General features: G+C 70.9%; 15 protein-coding genes. All 15 read right to left on the bottom strand.

All coding sequences use genetic code 11. The features are described 5' to 3' along the window. Nucleotide 1: 1 nt before the first annotated feature. A complete protein-coding gene (gene secD, locus ABD331_RS36480; RefSeq protein ID WP_344485376.1) occupies nt 2–1,876 on the bottom strand; it encodes a protein translocase subunit SecD in 1,875 nt (624 codons plus the stop codon). A gap of 92 nt (nt 1,877–1,968) precedes the next feature. Continuing rightward, nucleotides 1,969–2,361 carry a preprotein translocase subunit YajC gene (gene yajC / locus ABD331_RS36475; RefSeq protein ID WP_148436585.1) on the bottom strand — a complete coding sequence of 131 codons (393 nt, stop codon included), beginning with the start codon at nt 2,359–2,361 and terminating at the stop codon, nt 1,969–1,971. Nucleotides 2,362–2,572: 211 nt separating this feature from the next. Further along, complete coding sequence (ruvB, locus tag ABD331_RS36470; protein ID WP_344485372.1) at nt 2,573–3,607, bottom strand: Holliday junction branch migration DNA helicase RuvB; 1,035 nt, start codon at nt 3,605–3,607, stop codon at nt 2,573–2,575. Nucleotides 3,608–3,907: 300 nt separating this feature from the next. Next, a complete protein-coding gene (gene ruvA, locus ABD331_RS36465) occupies nt 3,908–4,528 on the bottom strand; it encodes a Holliday junction branch migration protein RuvA (protein WP_344485369.1) in 621 nt (206 codons plus the stop codon). A 328-nt stretch (nt 4,529–4,856) separates the two neighbouring features. Beyond that, nucleotides 4,857–5,390 carry a crossover junction endodeoxyribonuclease RuvC gene (gene ruvC, locus ABD331_RS36460; RefSeq protein ID WP_344485366.1) on the bottom strand — a complete coding sequence of 178 codons (534 nt, stop codon included), beginning with the start codon at nt 5,388–5,390 and terminating at the stop codon, nt 4,857–4,859. A gap of 82 nt (nt 5,391–5,472) precedes the next feature. Next, a complete protein-coding gene (locus ABD331_RS36455) occupies nt 5,473–6,624 on the bottom strand; it encodes a GNAT family N-acetyltransferase (protein ID WP_344485363.1) in 1,152 nt (383 codons plus the stop codon). A gap of 11 nt (nt 6,625–6,635) precedes the next feature. Further along, nucleotides 6,636–8,333, bottom strand: a complete 1,698-nt coding sequence (locus ABD331_RS36450; protein ID WP_344485360.1) for a hypothetical protein — start codon at nt 8,331–8,333, stop codon at nt 6,636–6,638. Nucleotides 8,334–8,514: 181 nt separating this feature from the next. Further along, on the bottom strand, nt 8,515–9,267 hold the full coding sequence (locus ABD331_RS36445; protein WP_148436580.1) for a YebC/PmpR family DNA-binding transcriptional regulator: 753 nt from the start codon (nt 9,265–9,267) through the stop codon (nt 8,515–8,517). 3 nt (nt 9,268–9,270) lie between these two features. Next, nucleotides 9,271–9,849, bottom strand: coding sequence for a pyridoxal 5'-phosphate synthase glutaminase subunit PdxT (gene pdxT, locus ABD331_RS36440; protein WP_344485355.1), 579 nt, complete (start codon nt 9,847–9,849; stop codon nt 9,271–9,273). Between the two features lie 64 nt (nt 9,850–9,913). Further along, nucleotides 9,914–10,753, bottom strand: coding sequence for an endonuclease/exonuclease/phosphatase family protein (locus ABD331_RS36435; RefSeq protein ID WP_344485352.1), 840 nt, complete (start codon nt 10,751–10,753; stop codon nt 9,914–9,916). Between the two features lie 16 nt (nt 10,754–10,769). Continuing rightward, the gene (locus ABD331_RS36430) at nt 10,770–11,945 is read right to left on the bottom strand and encodes an MFS transporter (protein ID WP_344485349.1); all 1,176 of its coding nucleotides are present in this window, start codon (nt 11,943–11,945) and stop codon (nt 10,770–10,772) included. Between the two features lie 46 nt (nt 11,946–11,991). Beyond that, a complete protein-coding gene (locus ABD331_RS36425; protein WP_344485346.1) occupies nt 11,992–12,426 on the bottom strand; it encodes a MarR family winged helix-turn-helix transcriptional regulator in 435 nt (144 codons plus the stop codon). A gap of 99 nt (nt 12,427–12,525) precedes the next feature. Continuing rightward, the gene (locus tag ABD331_RS36420) at nt 12,526–14,208 is read right to left on the bottom strand and encodes an alkaline phosphatase D family protein (RefSeq protein WP_344485343.1); all 1,683 of its coding nucleotides are present in this window, start codon (nt 14,206–14,208) and stop codon (nt 12,526–12,528) included. Between the two features lie 228 nt (nt 14,209–14,436). Next, on the bottom strand, nt 14,437–15,351 hold the full coding sequence (gene pdxS, locus ABD331_RS36415; protein ID WP_344485637.1) for a pyridoxal 5'-phosphate synthase lyase subunit PdxS: 915 nt from the start codon (nt 15,349–15,351) through the stop codon (nt 14,437–14,439). 105 nt (nt 15,352–15,456) lie between these two features. Continuing rightward, nucleotides 15,457–16,473: a DUF3048 domain-containing protein gene (locus tag ABD331_RS36410; protein ID WP_344485340.1), complete on the bottom strand. Its 1,017-nt coding sequence runs from the start codon at nt 16,471–16,473 to the stop codon at nt 15,457–15,459. Nucleotides 16,474–16,517 lie beyond the last annotated feature (44 nt).

Below are 16,517 nucleotides of genomic sequence, written 5' to 3'. Positions count from 1 at the left end.
CTCAGGCCTCCTGCGGAGTGGTCGTGCGGCCGGTCGACGACGTGTCGCTCATGCGCTCGGCGTCGAGACCCGACAGCGGGTGGCCCTTGGCGAAGAACTTCATCCTCGCCAGCAGAGCGATGAACGGCTTGGTGAACAGGAACACCACCACGATGTCGATCAGCGTGGTCAGGCCCATCGCGAACGCGAACCCGGCCACACCGCCCACCGCCAGGAAGTACAGCACGATGGCGGCGATGAACATGACGGCGTCGGCGATCAGGATCGTGCGCCGGGCACGGACCCAGGCCACCTCGACGGCCGCGCGCAGCGTCCGCCGTCCTTCCTTCATCTCATCACGAATACGTTCGAAGTACACGATGAAGGAGTCGGCGGTGATACCGATCGAGACCACCAGGCCGATGATGTGCGGCAGCGAGAGCCGGAAGCCGGCGTTGTGGCCGAGCACGACCACCGCCGTGTACGTCAGGACCGACGCCACCACGAGGCTCAGCACCGCCACGATGCCCAGGCCCCGGTAGTAGAGCAGACAGTAGAGCACGACCAGGCCGAGGCCGATGATGCCCGCGATCAGACCGCCTTCGAGCTGGTCCTGGCCCAGCGTCGAGGACACCGTGTCGACGGAGCTGCGGTTGAACTTCAGCGGCAGCGCGCCGTACTTGAGCTGGTCGGCCAGGTTGGTGGCGCTGGCCTGGTCGAAGCCGCCGGTGATCTCGGCACGGCCGCCGGGGATCGGGCTCTGGATGACCGGGGCGGTGATGACGACGCCGTCGAGCACGACCGCGACCATGTTGCGCGGCTCGGGCGAGTTGTAGGCGGTGGTGGTGAGCTTGCCCCACTCGCCGGCGCCCTTGCTCTTGAAGTCGAGCTGGACGACCCACTCGGTGGTGCCCTGGCGCACGCCCGCCGAGGCCGTGTCGATGTCGGTGCCGACGACCTTGGCGACGTCGAGGACGTACTTGTAGCTGCCGTCGGTCTCGCAGCCCGCGTACTGCTTGGCCGGGTCGTCCTGGACGCCCTGGCCGCGGTTGGCGGGGTCGGAGCAGTCGAGCTTGTTGAACTGGGCCAGCACCGCCGGGTCGATGCCCGTGGTGTCGATGCCGGCGTTCGGGTCCTGGGCGGGAGGTGTGCTGGCCTGCGCGCTCGGCGTGGCCTTGCCCGTCGGGGAGGCCTTGGCCGTCGGGGAGGTCTTGGCCTCCTGGCCCTTCTTGCCGCCCTGCTCCTGCTGCTTGCCGTCCTGGCCCGTCTGCTGCGTGCCGTCCTGGCCGGTCTGTGTCTTGCCGTCCTGGCCGGTCTTCTGCGTCTCGGCCGGCTTGGCCGACGGGTCCGCCGCGCCCGAGGCCGCGGGCGTCGGGGCGGTCAGAGCCGACGACAGCGCCTTACCCGTCGGGGAGGCGCTGGGCGTCGTGATCGACTGCGAGCTGGAGGGCTGCGTGGACGGCTGCGCCGTCGGGGAGGTGGAGGCGCCGGCCGACGGGCTCGCGGAGCCCGAGGGCGAGCCGCTCGGCGTCGGCGCGTTGGTGGCCAGATTCTGCGGGACCTGCGTGGCCGCCACGGCCAGCACCTGGCGGAAGCGGAGCTCCGCGGTGGTCGCGACCAGCTTGATGGCCTCGTTCTGACCGACGCCCGGGATCGAGATGATGATGTTGTCGCCGGACTTGGCGACCTCGGCGTCGGAGATTCCGGTGCCGTTGACCCGGTCGCGGATGATGTTGACCGCGCGGTCGAGGATCTCCTCAGGCGGCGACGCGTTGTTCTGGGTCACGGGTGTCAGAGTCACCGTGGTGCCGCCCGCGAGGTCGAGTCCCAGCTTCGGCGTGTACGCCTGCTGCAAGAACATCGTCCCGCCCAGGGCGAGGATGAGCGCCAGAAGCACGAGGAGCGTACGCCCCGGTCGGCTGTGGCGGCTGGTCGGTCGGGCCACTGGTCGTCAGTTCTTTCAGATAGAGGTTGTGTCGCAGAGCTTAGTCAGGACTGCTTGGTACTGGAGCCCTGGTCGCCGTCACGCTCTACGGTGGCCTCGGACTCCTTCTTGCCCTCTTCGTCGAGTTCGACCTGGTCAGCGGCCGACTCGTCGTCACTCACCGGGGCGTCGCCAGGAGTGACGACTCGGCCGATCGCGGCCTTGACCCAGCGGGTTTCGATCCCTGGCGCGACCTCGAGGACGACGTCCTCGTTGTCGACCGCCACGACGGTGGCGAACAGGCCCGTCGTGGTCATGACCCGGCTGCCCGGCGTCAGGGAGTTCTGCATCTGGACCGCCTCTTGCTGGCGCTTGCGCTGGGGGCGGATCAGCAGGAAGTAGAACACCACCACCAGAAGAATCAGCGGCAGGATACTTCCGAGTTGTCCCATGTCCATAAGGGGCGACCTTCCATTGTCGTACAAGAAGTTGACACCGGCCTCGCGCCGGAAATTCCGTGCGTTGCGTCGGGCCGCGCCGCTCAGCCCGTCAGCCTACACAGCCAGCCAAGCCACGGAGTGTAGGCGCTTGTTATGAAACGCGGCAACGAGGCAGCGTTCCGGCGCGCGGGGAAGTTCCCATTTTGAAACGGTTGCAACCGATCTGTGATCACTCGAAAAGTGACGCTCCGAACGCATCCGGTGGCGGTGTCATCCCCAAATGCACCCATGCCGCCGCCGTGGCGACCCGGCCGCGCGGCGTCCTGGCCAGCAGCCCTTGCCGGACGAGGAACGGCTCGGCCACCACCTCGACCGTCTCCGGCTCCTCCCCCACGGCCACCGCCAGCGTGGACAGCCCGACCGGGCCGCCGCCGAACTTCTTCAGCAGCACGCCGAGCACCGCCCGGTCGAGCCGGTCGAGCCCCTCGCCGTCCACCTCGTACAGGTTGAGCGCCGCCGCCGCCACGTCCCGGTTGATCACACCGTCGGCCCGCACGTCCGCGAAGTCGCGCACCCGCCTCAGCAGCCGGTTCGCGATGCGCGGCGTGCCGCGCGAGCGCCTGGCGATCTCGTGCGCGCCCTCGTCGGGCAGGCTCACCCCGAGCAGCCTCGCCGACCTGCGCAGCACCTGCTCCAGCTCGGAGCTCTCGTAGAAGTCCATGTGCGCGGTGAAGCCGAAGCGGTCACGCAGCGGCGCCGGCAGCAGCCCTGCCCGCGTGGTGGCTCCGACCAGCGTGAACGGGGCGATCTCCAGCGGGATGGCGGTGGCGCCCGGGCCCTTGCCGACGACGATGTCGACCCGGAAGTCCTCCATCGCCAGGTACAGCATCTCCTCGGCGGGCCTGGCCATCCGGTGGATCTCGTCGATGAACAGCACCTCGCCCTCCGACAGCGTCGACAGAATCGCCGCCAGGTCACCGGCCCGCTCCAGAGCGGGGCCCGAGGTGATGCGCAGCGGGGCGTTCAGCTCGGCTGCGATGATCATGGCCAGGGTGGTCTTGCCGAGGCCCGGCGAGCCGCTCATCAGCACGTGGTCGGGGGTGCTTTCCCGGCGCAGGGCGCTCTCCAGCACCAACGAGAGCTGCTCCCGCACCCGGGCCTGGCCGATGAACTCGCTGAGGCGCTTGGGGCGCAGGGCCGCCTCGATCTGCAGCTCGTCGCCTCCGGCCGTGGACGACAGGATCTCCTCCCGCTCAAGCGCCACGCCCGCACCTCCTCTGGGTCTCGGGATCCGAAGATGTCACCCCGCCGCCCGCAGCCCTCACCCCGGCGCTGCACGGGTGCGGGTGGCGGAGGGAGAGCGCGCGAGCCGACGCCTGCCCGGCGGGCTTCTGAGCTGAGGACGCGCAAGTCATCGGACGCCTGACGGGCTGCCGGGCGCAGAGCCGCTTGGCGGGCCTTCCCGCGCAGGGCACCGGGGTCGTTCGGCCCTCAGCGGGCTTTCGAGCGCGGAGGACGGCAGCCGGCAGGCGCTTGACGTGCTTCGGGGCGGCGAGTGTGGAAGTCATCGGACGCTCAGCGAGCGGAGTGCGGCCTTCAGGAGGGCGGCCACCTGCGGCTGGCGGCCCGCGGCGAGCTCGGCGTCGGCGTCCGGCTCGACGGCGGCGACGGCCTCGTCGGCGTCCTTGCCCGAGTAGCCGAGCCCCACCAGCCCCGAGTGCACCTGGTCGCGCCAAGCCGCCGCCCGGCGCCGGCCGTTGAGTGCGGCGTCCACGGCCTCTTCCGGGGTGCCGAGCCGGTCCTTCAGCTCCAGGATGATGCGCTGTGCCCCCTTCTGCCCGATGCCAGGCACCTGCGTGAGCGCCTTGACGTCGGCGCTGGCCACGGCGACCCGGAGCGTGTTGGGGGTGTGCACGGCGAGCATCGCCAGGGCCAGCTTGGGGCCGACGCCGCTGGCGGTTTGCAGGAGCTCGAACACGACGCGCTCGTCGTCGGTGGCGAAGCCGTACAGGGTGAGTGACTCCTCGCGCACCACCAGCGAGGTGGCCAGGCGCGCCTGCTCGCCCATCCTGAGGGTCGCGAGCGTGCCGGGGGTGCAGTGGGTGAGGATGCCGACGCCGCCGACCTCGATCACGGCCCCGTCGGGCGCGATCGCCGTCACCTTGCCCGCCACCGAAGCGATCACACCCGTCCTCCTGTCGTCAGCCGCGCCACGACCCGGCTTCCTGTCATCCGCCGTACCACGATCCGGCAGCCCGCCGAAAACCGAACCACCACCCGGCGGCCCACCGCAGGCCGCGTCACGACCCGGCAGCCTGCCGAAAGCCGCACCACGACCCCACGGCCGGCCACCGGCCGCATCGCGGTCCAGCGTCCCGTCGGAGGCCATGCCGCGTCCCGGCTGCCTGCCGAGGGGCGCACCACGTTCCGGCTTCTCTTCACGATCCGGTTTCCTGTCATAGCGCATTCGGCGGCGAAGAGCCCACTCGCGCCACGCGCGGCGGGCCGCGCGGTCATCGGGCCGGGTTCCTTCGGCTGGTGGCGCGGGCCAGGGCCTCGGAGAGGCGATGCTGGGCGCCGCCGCGCCACACGTGGCAGATGGCCAGCGCAAGGGCGTCGGCGGCGTCGGCGGGCTTGGGCATCTCGGAGAGGCGCAGCAGCCGGGTGACCATGGCGCCGATCTGCTTCTTGTCTGCGGTGCCGCTGCCGGTGATGGCGGCCTTGACCTCCGACGGCGTGTGCAGGGCCACCGGGAGGCCGCGCCTGGCCGCGCAGAGCACCGCGATGCCCGCGGCCTGGGCCGTGCCCATGACGGTGCGTACGTTGTGCTGGCTGAAGACGCGCTCCACCGCCACCGCGTCGGGCCGCACCTCGTCGAGCCAGCTTTCGATGCCGGCTTCGATGCCGACGAGGCGGGTGCCGAGCTCCTCGTCGGCCCCCGTGCGCACCACCCCGACGGCCACCAGACTCAGTGGCGCGCCGGGGCGCCCCTCGACAGCACCGAGGCCGCACCGGGTCAGCCCCGGATCGACGCCCATCACCCGCACCGGCCCACCATCCCGTCGCCGAACATCTGTTCGGCATGAGACTTTACCCCGGCTGGGAGGGGTGTGCAGCGGGAAGCGGGGATCAGAAGTAGTCGAGCATGTAGGGCTTGGCGGCGAAGGCGGCGTCGAGGGCGGCGTCGTGTCGTTCATGTCCGGACATGAGGCCGGCGAGGCGGAGGGTTCGGGTGGGAATGCCGGCGTACAGGGCGGAGAAGCCGTTCACTGAGAGCTTGACGCCGGACTCATCGATCGAGGAGTCCGGCGTGGCGGTGCCGGAGCCGTTGGAGATGGTCAGCCGCCACGTGCCGCCGCCCCTGATCGGGTCGTCGACGGTGACGACGGCCTCGCAGGACGCGTTCGAGGGGAAGCCTCTACGCTCCACGGCGGCGGCCACGTCCAGCACCCGGAACATCCAGCGCACCTGCTGCACCTGCTCCTTCGTCCGCTCGCGCAGCAGCCACAGCACCGGGTCGTCCGGCGCCACGGAGGCGACGACCTCGCGCGCGATCGTGGAGGCGCTGCCGACCATGGACCACAGGGCGCGCAGGGTGTCGGAGGAGGCGGCGACGAGGTTCTCGACCTCCATGTCGTCGCCGCGCCACCGGTAGACGACGTAGCCGTCGTCGGCGAGGTAAAGGAAGTCGTCCTCGTTGGCCAGCCACAGGTTCCAGGTGTCCTCGTCCCACGAGATCGGCCCGCTGGAGCGGGCGGCCCCGTGCACGCGGTGCAGCACCGCCATCAGCTCGGCCGCGTCGCCGGGACCCATCCTGCGCAGCTTGACCTGCCCGGACGGCCGGATCCCGCGCAGCGACTCGGCGGGCAGGCGCACGTTGTACTGGGCTCCGGCGTGCTCGAAGCCGACCCCGCGGTAGATCGCCGTGGTGGCCGGGTAGAGCGCGGAGACGGCGTCGCCGAGGTCGGCGGCGCGGCCGATGACCGCGCGCATGATGGCGCTGCCGACGCCGCGCCCGCGGTCCTCGGGGTTGACCGTGACGCCCGCGACGCCCGCCATCGGCTGCGGCCTGCCGTGCCACCACTGCGTGAACCGGCGCAGGCGCGCCGCGGCGGCCAGCCGGCTGCCGTCGAACGCCCCCAGGTAGCGGCCCTCCCCCAGCGCCGGGAGCACGGCCTTGCGCCACCGCTCCCTGTCGTCGGCGGACAGCGGGCCGAACGAGCGCCTACGCAGGTCAAGGACGTCGTCGAGGTCTTCGGCAGTCAGGTCGCGTATCTCCACAAGCGGCCACCCTACGCACCCGATGTGCGAACCTGCGAGCCGTTTGTCCGGATGGCGAGCCGGTCCAGGTACAGGAGCTGGGCGGCCACCAGCGCGGCCAGCGCGACGGCGACGACGACCAGCGGCGTGGCGGCGGCCACGTCGGGTGAGGTCACGGCGAAGCCGGTGAGCTGGTTCGCCTGGGCCAGCGGGGTGGTGAACAGGTCCTGCTTCTGCACGACCAGCATCGGCCAGAGCAGGTCGTGGGCGTTCAGGAGCGCGACGGCGCCGACCAGGACGCCCGCCATGGGCAGGGACGGCAGCAGCACGCCGCCGAAGAAGTCGCCGGGGCGCGCCCGCTCGGCCAGGCCCTTGCACAGGAGCGTGAGCACCAGCAGCGCAGGGACGCTCACCAGGAGGGGCTGGATGAGCGCGGGGAAGGTGTCGATGAGGCCGAGGTTGTGGACGTTCTGCCAGTTGGCGACGGAGAGCGGGCCGGGGCCGACGAACAGCCAGGGGGCGAAGAGCAGCAGCAGCCACTCGCTGGCCCTGCCCAGCGGGCGCAGGCCGCCGATGCCGAGCGCCGCCAGGTACGCCACGCCCACCGAGACGATCGCGCCCGCGATGGCGGGGGCCCAGGTGTTGACCTGGGTGGTGACGGTGCCGGCCGGGGTGGCGGGCGAGGCGAGGACGCCGTCCATCCAGGGCCAGGTGAGGACGATGCCGACCGCGGTGACGAGCACGAGCGCGGCGACGCCCACCACGGTCATCCCGACGGCCGTGGCCCGGGTGTCCGGGGCCGGGGCGTCCGGGAACGGAGTGCCCGGGGCCTGGACGCCCGGGACCGGAGCGTGCGGGGCCGGAGCGTGCGGGGCCGGAGCATGCGGGGCCGGGGTGCGCGGGGTCAGTGTGATGCTGAGCCGGGTGGCCGCCGCGACGACCGTGGCGACGATCCCCAGCACGCCCAGGATCACCCCCGTGAGGGCCGCCACGGACGCCCCAGGCCCGAACTCGGCCAGCCGGAAGGCGTAGTCGAACTGCAGCCCCGCGAGCGTCTCTGTGGCCCGCTGAGGGCCGCCCCGCGTGAGCACCAGCCCGATCGAGAACGTCTGGAGCCCCACGGCCACCACGGCGAGCCCGACGAGCACGCCGACGACCAGCGTCGCGGGCCCCGCGGTGCCGCCGCGCAGGGCGGGCAGGAACGCGATCACGGCCAGCGCGCACACCAGCCCGAACGTGGCCGCCGCGACGATCAGCCGCAGCGTGCCCGGCGCGGTCGCGGGCTCGCGCAGCCCTTCCGCGAGGGTGACGAGCCCGGACGCCTGCCCGATCGAGCCGCGCAGCCACGCCCCCGCGACCGCCACCGGCGAGAAGGCGACGATCGCCAGCGAGAGCACGATCCGCCCGGCGCGGCGGGTCCAGGTGCCCGCCCTGTCGAGCGCCAGCGCCAGCAGCGGCCCCACCACGACGGCCACCAGCAGCGGGATCACGGTCAGCGAGAAGGTGAAGCCGAGCGCCCGCCAGAAGGCGGCCTCGCCGAGCAGCTCGCCGTAGTTGGCCAGCCCCACGTAGGTGCTCTCCCGCAGGACGCCGCCGCTCTGGAAGCTGAGCCAGATCGTCTGGGCGGTCGGCAGCACCAGGGTGATGAGGGTGCCGAGCAGCGCAGGCACGGCCAGGAGCCAGCCGAGAGCGGATGACACGTACGTCTGAGGAGGGGTGGGGGAAGTCACGTCGCCAGACCCTACGCTGCCCAGGGCCCGCTCGCACGCGATGAAACGCGTTGGGCAGGGAAGATCGCCATACGGCCTGAAATGCACCGAATACGGCGGGCGGCGGGCATGACGGAGGGCCCGGCGTGCGCCAGGCCCTTGCGAAAGCGCCCGTACGAGCGCCCCTACGAGCGTCCGTACGCTAGTCGAGCGCCGCCAGCACCTCGTCGGAGACGTCGAAGTTGGCGAAGACGTTCTGCACGTCGTCGCTGTCCTCCAGCGCGTCGATGAGGCGGAACACCTTCTTGGCGCCCTCCTCGTCGAGCGGCACGCTCATCGTCGGCAGGAAGCCGGACTCGGCGGAGTCGTAGTCGATCCCGGCGTCCTGCAGCGCCTTGCGCACCGGCACCAGGTCGCCCGCCTCGGAGACGACCTCGAAGGTGTCGCCCAGGTCGTTGACCTCCTCGGCGCCCGCGTCGAGCACGGCCATCAGCACGGTGTCCTCGTCGAGCCCGTCGGCCTTGGGGACGATCACGACGCCCTTGCGGTTGAACATGTACGAGACGGACCCGGGGTCGGCCAGCGAGCCGCCGTTGCGGGTCAGCGCGACGCGCACCTCGGAGGCGGCGCGGTTGCGGTTGTCGGTGAGGCACTCGATGAGCACGGCGACGCCGCCGGGCGCGTACCCCTCGTACATGATCGTCTGCCAGTCGGCGCCGCCCGCCTCCAGGCCGCCGCCCCGCTTGCGCGCCCGCTCGATGTTGTCGTTGGGCACGGAGTTCTTCTTCGCCTTGAAGATGGCGTCGAAGAGGGTGGGGTTGGCGTCCGGGTCAGGGCCACCGGTCCGTGCCGCCACTTCGATGTTCTTGATGAGCTTGGCGAACAGCTTGCCGCGCTTGGCGTCGAGCGCGGCCTTCTTGTGCTTCGTCGTCGCCCATTTGGAGTGGCCGGACATTACCTAGAGCTCCCTCACCATGTCTACGAAGTAACGGTGCACGCGTACGTCCCCGGTGAGCTCGGGATGGAACGACGTAGCGAGCAACGGCCCTTGACGGACCGCGACGATCCTATCCCCAGGCTCGCACCTGCCCAGCACTTCGACGTCCGCGCCGACCGATTCGACCCAGGGAGCCCGGATGAAGATCGCGTGTACCTGCTCCCCGCCGAAGTCGAGGTCGGCCTCGAAGGAATGGACCTGACGGCCGAAGGCGTTGCGCCTGACCACCATGTCGATGCCGCCGATGGTCTGCTGCCCGGCGATGCCGTCCTCGATCCGGTCGGCCAGCATGATCATGCCGGCGCAGGAGCCGTAGGCGGGCATGCCCTCCTTGACGCGCAGGCGCAGCGGCTGCAGCATGTCGAAGGTTTCGGCCAGCTTCCACATCGTGGTCGACTCGCCGCCGGGGATGACCAGGGCGTCGACCGCGTCCAGCTCGGCGGGACGGCGCACGGCTGTGGCCGTGGCGCCTGCCTCCTGGAGCATGCGCAGATGCTCGCGCACGTCCCCCTGGAGGGCGAGCACACCGATCGAGGGCACAGTCGATCCTTTCGTCCGGGTACGGGTTGCCAGATATTCAACACCAGGATGGCCTGGAGTCTTCCTAGAGGGTCACCTCGATGTGTGCGGGCTTGTGGTCCGACAGGGTGATCTCGCGGGCCACGTGGCAGCGCCGCACGCTGCCCTTGGGGGCGAAGAGGTAGTCGAGCTTCTTGCCCTGCCTGGTCCACCCTCCGGTACGCCGCCCGCCCCGCTGGTCGCATTCCTGGTAGGCGCGGTAGAAGGGGGCGACGGCCCGGCGTCCGGCGGCGGAGCCGTAGCCGCTGTCGGGCGGCGAGACGTTGAGGTCGCCGCCGACGACGCTGCGGTAGCCGGGCTTGGCGGAGATCTCCAGCAGCCGCCGGAGCTGCTCGGTGCGGTACGGCGCGCCCGGCTGGCGGTCGTCGTAGGCGGTGCCCGCGGACAGGTGGGTGCCGCAGGCGCGGACCTTCCTGGCGGGCAGGTCCGCGCAGATGGCGGCCCGCTTGACGTACCAGGGCGGGGCGGGCAGCGGGTGCACCTCGACGGCCGCGTCGCCCGCCACCGCGACGGCGATGCTCTGCGCGCCGCGCGGGCGGCCGAGCAGGTCGGGGTGGCAGGCGTACGGGGTGCCGTCCTGGTTGGTCAGGCCCCAGGAGCCGATCGTCCATGGCCGCCCGGTGCGTTGTTCGAGCCACAGCTCCAGCGCGCCCGTCGCGCCGGTGCAGAACTCCTGGAGGAAGATCACTTCCGACCGGTGTGCGAGCGCCTGCCCGCCGACGTGCCCGGCGAGCTCGACGGCGGTCGCCCGGTAGAGGCGGCAGCCGGAGTTGGTCCCGGTGCAGACGTTCCAGGTCATCACGGCCAGGTTCGCCTGCTGGACGGGAAGGAGGCTCGCCAGGAGCAGCAGGATGTGTCCCATCATGGTGGGACACAGCAAATCACGTGGCGGGCACGGTCTCGGCGTCGTGCGCCGTGTGATCGGCGTCCACGCGGGACAGGGACCTCAGGTGGTGGCGCCTGGTGTAGAGGATGGCCATGCCGACGACGCAGCACAGCGCGCCCACCACGTACGGCACCGCGATCCCGACCTCCTCGCCGAGCTTGGTGGCGATGAACGGGGCCAGCGCGCCGCCCATCCAGCGCACGAAGTTGTAGCCCGCCGACGCGACCGGCCTGGGCGCGTCGGAGACCTCCATGGCCGACTCGGTGAAGACGGTGTTGTTGAGGCCGATGGGGATGCCCGACAGGATGGTGAACACGATGACGCCCGCGTGGCCCGACAGCGCGATGCCGATCTGGAAGACGGCCAGCAGGGCCAGCGCCAGGTGCAGCACGTTCACCGAGCCGATCCTGCGCTGCAGCGGCGGCGCGGCGAAGACCGACGACAGCGCCACGCAGACGCCCCAGCCGAAGAAGACGGCGCCGATGCCGTAGGCGGACATGCCGAGGATGAACGGCGTGAACGCCAGCACGGTGAAGAACGCGAAGTTGTAGAACAGCGCGGTGAAGGCGGTCGTGGACAGGCCGCCGTGCGCCAGCGCCCTGATGGGGGCGCTCAGCCGGGTCTTCTGGGCGGGTCTGGGGGTGGTGCGGAGCATCGTGACGATCAGCACGAAGCCGACTGCCATGAGCGTGGCGGTGCCGAAGAACGGGGCCCGCCAGTTCCAGTCGCCGAGCAGGGCGCCGGCGAGGGGGCCCAGCGAGATGCCGAGGCCGAGCGCGGCCTCGTACAGGATGATGGCCGATTCCGCGCCGCCGCTGGCGGCGCCGACGATGACGGCCAGCGCGGTGGCCACGAACAGCGCGTTGCCCAGGCCCCAGCCGGCGCGGAAGCCGACGAGCTCGGCGACGCTGCCGGAGGTGCCGGCCAGCGCCGCGAACACGATGACCAGCACCAGCCCGACGAGCAGCGTGCGCTTGCCGCCGATGCGGCTGGAGACCCAGCCGGTGATCAGCATGGCCACGGCGGTGACCAGGAAGTAGCTGGTGAACAGCAGCGAGACCTGGCTGGGGGTGGCGTTCAGCCCTTGGGCGATGGAAGGCAGGATGGGGTCGACCAGGCCGATGCCCATGAAGGCCACGACCGCGGCGAACGCGGTGGCCCAGACGGACATGGGCTGGCGAAGGATTCCGCCGCCGGATTGCATGGTGCTCCTTCTCCTAGGGGCGTTCCTGGGCGCGTCCGAGCTTGGCCAGGACGGGCAGGGCTGCCGCGAGGGTGGCGCGCTCGTCCTCCGTGAGCGCGGCCAGTTCCGTGGTGAGGCGGGCGATCCTGGCCCTGCGGACGGCTCCGAGCCGGTCGCGGCCCTCCTGCGTCAGCTCGACCGTCCTGACGCGGGCGTCCGCGGGGTCGGAGCCGCGGGCCACCAGGCCGGCGTCCTCCAGGCGGTTGATCTGCACGGTCATGGTGGGGAGCTGTACGGCGTGCTCCTCGGCCAGCTCCGTCATCCGGCGGGGGCCGGCTTCGAGCGAGCCGAGCACGCCGTACTGCTGGCTGGTCACGGGCTGGCCGGCGACGGTGCGCCTGAGCAGGAGGACCAGGTGCCGCAGCACGGTGGAGACCTGCTCGGCCAGGCGGGTGGGATCGTCCCTCATGCTTAGCCCAACTAACTTAGCCTGGCTAATATTCCGGCCGTAAAGAGAGCGTGGGCACGCCCAGGAGGTTCGGCGTGCCCACGCTGGTCCAGGAGTGGGTTACGGGCGCTCGGTCTCCAGGCGGACCGTCTCCTCCACGGTCATCGCCGCCGCGCTGCGCATCGTCGGGTCGAGCGGCCGCAGGTACGTCTGCTGCACGCCGGGCACCCGGTCCTCGATGACGTACGTGGCCCGCGTGTACACCTCGGAGCCCGGCGTCTGCACCGTCGGCACGACCTTGAAGTCGGCGGACAACTGGTCGCGCTCGATCCTCGTCAGCACGTAGCCGCGCTGGTTGTTGTAGAACTTCAGGTGCGGATTGATGGCCAGGAACGGGTGCTGGGCCGGGTCGGAGTCGGCGCCGTTCCCGCCGGTCGAGATCGACGTGGCCACCAGCTCGGAGCCCACGGTCGGCCCGGTCGGGTCGTCGTAGTCGAGCTTGAGGTCGCTGGCCCAGTGGGCGTGCACGTCGCCGGTCAGCACGACGGGGTTGCGCACCTGCGCGTCGATCCAGCCCTGCGTGATGCGCCGGCGGGAGGCGACGTACCCGTCCCAGGAGTCCTGGGAGGTGACCTTGACGGGCCCGGCGTTGTTGTCGCGCTGGGCGAAGAAGACCTGCTGGCCGAGGATGTCCCACTGCGCGCGGGAGTGGCGGAAGCCGTTCAGCAGCCACTCCTCCTGCTCGGCGCCGGTGATCGAGCGGGCCGGGTCCACGGCGGCGGGGCAGTCCTTGTAGCCGTCGCCGCAGCCCTGGTCGTCGCGGTACTGGCGGGTGTCGAGCATGTGGAAGGTGGCCATCCGGCCCCACCGGATGCGCCGGTAGAGCTGCATGTCGATGCCGCGCGGGATCGAGGTGCGGCGCAGCGGCATGTTCTCGTAGTAGGCGCGGAAGGCGGCCTCGCGCCTGGTCAGGAAGTCCGGCTGGGGGACCTCGGGCTTCTCCGGCACCTCGTCGGCCCAGTTGTTGTCGAGCTCGTGGTCGTCCCAGACGACCAGCCAGGGCGCGGCGGCGTGCGCGGCCTGGAGGTCGGGGTCGGCCTTGTACTGGGCGTGCCGCTGGCGGTAGCCGGCCAGGGTCTCGGTCTCGGGCCCCTCGTGGTGGCGGACGTTGCCGCCGGGGATCGTGTAGGTGTTCTTGGTGTACTCGTACTGGTAGTCGCCGAGGTGCAGGACGAGGTCCGGGTGCTCCTCGGCCAGGCGGCGGTAGGAGGTGAAGTAGCCGTGCTCGTACTGGGCGCAGGAGACGAAGGCCATGGCCAGGCCGCCGCCGTAGGAGAGGGGGTGCGGGGCGGTGCGGGCGCGGCCGAGCGCCGAGACGTACGGGCCGACGCGGAAGCGGTACCAGTACTCGCGGTCGGAGCTGAGCCCCTGCACCTCGACGTGCACGCTGTGGCCCCACTCGGGGGCGGCGACGGACACGCCGGTGCGGACGACGCGGCGGGCCCGCTCGTCGGCGTAGATCTGCCACTGCACGGGGAAGGGCCGCTGCGGCATGCCGCCGAAGCCGTCCTCGGCCATGGGCTGCTGGGCGAGCCTGGTCCAGATGACGAAGCCCTCGCTGTCGGGGTCGCCGCAGGCGACGCCGAGCGTGAACGGATCGGTGGTCAGGCCGCGCGAGGCCAGCGTCTGGGCCGTCTCGGCGGACGGGTCGGGGCCGGCGTGCGCGGCACCCGCGGGGATCGCCGCGGCGGCGCCTGCGGCTAACCCCGTGACGAGGAAGTGTCTGCGGTTCAGCTTGGACACGTGTGGCTCCCGGGACGATCTGGGGACGAGGGTTGACCCGTAGCTTTACTGAGGATCATGACCACGTGGTGAACGCCACACAACACCAAAAAGGCGACATCCTTCGCGGATGCCGCCTTACTTGGCAATTTTCACCGTCACGCGGTGGCGCCCCCGCCAGGCCGCCGTCGGCCTGCCGGAAGTGATCGTCTCACACCGCCACCGCCGTGACCTGCGACGACGCGCCGGTTACCAGCCGCGCTCGGCCAGCCGGTGCGGCTGCGGGATCTCGTCGACGTTGATGCCGACCATCGCCTCGCCCAGGCCGCGCGAGACCTTGGCGATGACGTCGGGGTCGTCGTAGAACGTCGTGGCCTTGACGATGGCCGCGGCGCGCTTGGCCGGGTCGCCCGACTTGAAGATGCCCGAGCCCACGAACACGCCCTCGGCGCCGAGCTGCATCATCATCGCGGCGTCGGCCGGGGTGGCGATGCCGCCGGCGGTGAACAGCACGACCGGCAGCTTGCCGGTCTTGGCGACCTCGACGACCAGCTCGTACGGGGCCTGCAGCTCCTTGGCGGCGACGTACAGCTCGTCCTCGGGCAGCGAGGTGAGCCGCTTGATCTCGGCGCGGATCGTGCGCATGTGGGTGACGGCGTTGGAGACGTCACCCGTGCCGGCCTCGCCCTTGGAGCGGATCATGGCCGCGCCCTCGGTGATGCGGCGCATGGCCTCGCCGAGGTTGGTGGCCCCGCACACGAACGGCACGGTGAACTGCCACTTGTCGATGTGGTTGGCGTAGTCGGCCGGGGTGAGCACCTCGGACTCGTCGACGTAGTCGACGCCGAGCGACTGCAGCACCTTGGCCTCGACGAAGTGACCGATGCGGGCCTTGGCCATGACGGGGATCGAGACGGCGGCGATGATGCCGTCGATCATGTCGGGGTCGCTCATCCGGGACACGCCGCCCTGGGCGCGGATGTCGGCGGGCACGCGCTCCAGGGCCATGACGGCCACCGCGCCGGCATCCTCAGCGATCTTGGCCTGCTCGGGGGTGACGACGTCCATGATGACGCCGCCCTTGAGCATCTCGGCCATGCCGCGCTTGACGCGCGCGGTTCCGGTGACGGGGGTGCTTTCTGGCGTGCTGGTCGACACGGTCATCCTCACGGGCTCTCACGGCGATTCGGTCAGTTTTTCAAGCCCATCGTAGGTCCTGGAGGACCCCTCCCCCGACATGCCAAGATGTCAGGATTCACTCCCCGACTTCTACGGAATGACAGGCTTGCGGCTGGCGAGGGCGACCCAGACCTGGCCGGGGGCGAAGTTCATCGGCTCGCCGCTCTCAGTGGTGAACGTCGTGCCGCTCTCCTCCGATTCCCGTTCCCACCGCGCCTTGAAAGCTTTACCGTCACGCAGCACGATCGCGGAACCCTTGCCCGTGGTGTGCACGAGCGGCGTGTAGCTGTCGTTCTTGTCGTGGAACTCCGAGCGCTCGGTCTTGGTGTACTGGATGACGATCGTCGGCGCGCCGAGCTGGCCGCCCTCCGCCGCCATGTCCTTCTTGCCGTCCTGCCAGATCAGCCACTGCTCCTTGTCCTGCGACCAGGCGAAGGTGAAGCGGGCCGCGGGCCACCTGACGGTGTACGACTTCTTGTCCACGCCGCCCTCGGCCGGGGCGTCGCCGAAGGTGAAGCCGATGTCCTTGGCCTTGCTCGCCTTGGGCGCCTTGGCCAGGAGCTGCTTGGTGTTGGCGAACAGGTTGTAGGGGGCGAAGCGGCCGGGCTGGCGGAAGTAGGCGCCGGGGTTGCGGGTGTCGCCGACGTCCCACAGGGAGGCCTCGGCGATGAACGGCAGCATCTTGGTCTGCGCGCCGGAGTAGGAGAAGGCCGGCTTGCCGAACTGCGGCGCGATGTGCAGGTCGGAGATGCGCGCGCTGCGCACCGGGCCCACCTTGGCCGGCAGCTTGGAGGAGAAGACGGCCATGAGGCGGGTCAGGCCCGCCTCGACCTGCTCGATGTAGACGATGTCCGCGCTCTTGAGGCCGAGCTGCGGCTTGCCCGCCGCGGTGTTCTCGATCTTCACGGCCAGTACGGGCTTGAGCGTCTCGTACGGCTTGCCGGTGAACGGATGGGCGTTGACCTCTTCCGGCTCCTCGCTGGGCGCCGCCGTGGCGGACGGCGCGGGGGCCTGGCCGGCCGCCGGGTCGTCCGGGGAACAGGCCGCCACGGGCAGCAGCACGGCCGCTCCGGCCAGGTAGACCGTGATCATCCGGGGTAGCCGCACGTGTAACTCTCCTCGCTTCAGCCCGAAAACGGGATGAAGCTTAC

It is taken from the genome of Nonomuraea monospora, assembly GCF_039531895.1.
GTDB lineage: Bacteria > Actinomycetota > Actinomycetes > Streptosporangiales > Streptosporangiaceae > Nonomuraea > Nonomuraea monospora.
This window is presented reverse-complemented; position numbering and strand designations above follow the sequence as displayed.

Bases quoted from the DNA above. Each gene is read 5' to 3' on its own strand.
- yajC (WP_148436585.1), bottom strand. From the start codon at position 2,361: ATGGACATGGGACAACTCGGAAGTATCCTGCCGCTGATTCTTCTGGTG.
- ABD331_RS36445 (WP_148436580.1), bottom strand. From the start codon at position 9,267: ATGTCCGGCCACTCCAAATGGGCGACGACGAAGCACAAGAAGGCCGCG.
- ABD331_RS36435 (WP_344485352.1), bottom strand. From the start codon at position 10,753: ATGATGGGACACATCCTGCTGCTCCTGGCGAGCCTCCTTCCCGTCCAG.
- ABD331_RS36430 (WP_344485349.1), bottom strand. From the start codon at position 11,945: ATGTCCGTCTGGGCCACCGCGTTCGCCGCGGTCGTGGCCTTCATGGGC.
- ABD331_RS36425 (WP_344485346.1), bottom strand. From the start codon at position 12,426: ATGAGGGACGATCCCACCCGCCTGGCCGAGCAGGTCTCCACCGTGCTG.
- pdxS (WP_344485637.1), bottom strand. From the start codon at position 15,351: ATGACCGTGTCGACCAGCACGCCAGAAAGCACCCCCGTCACCGGAACC.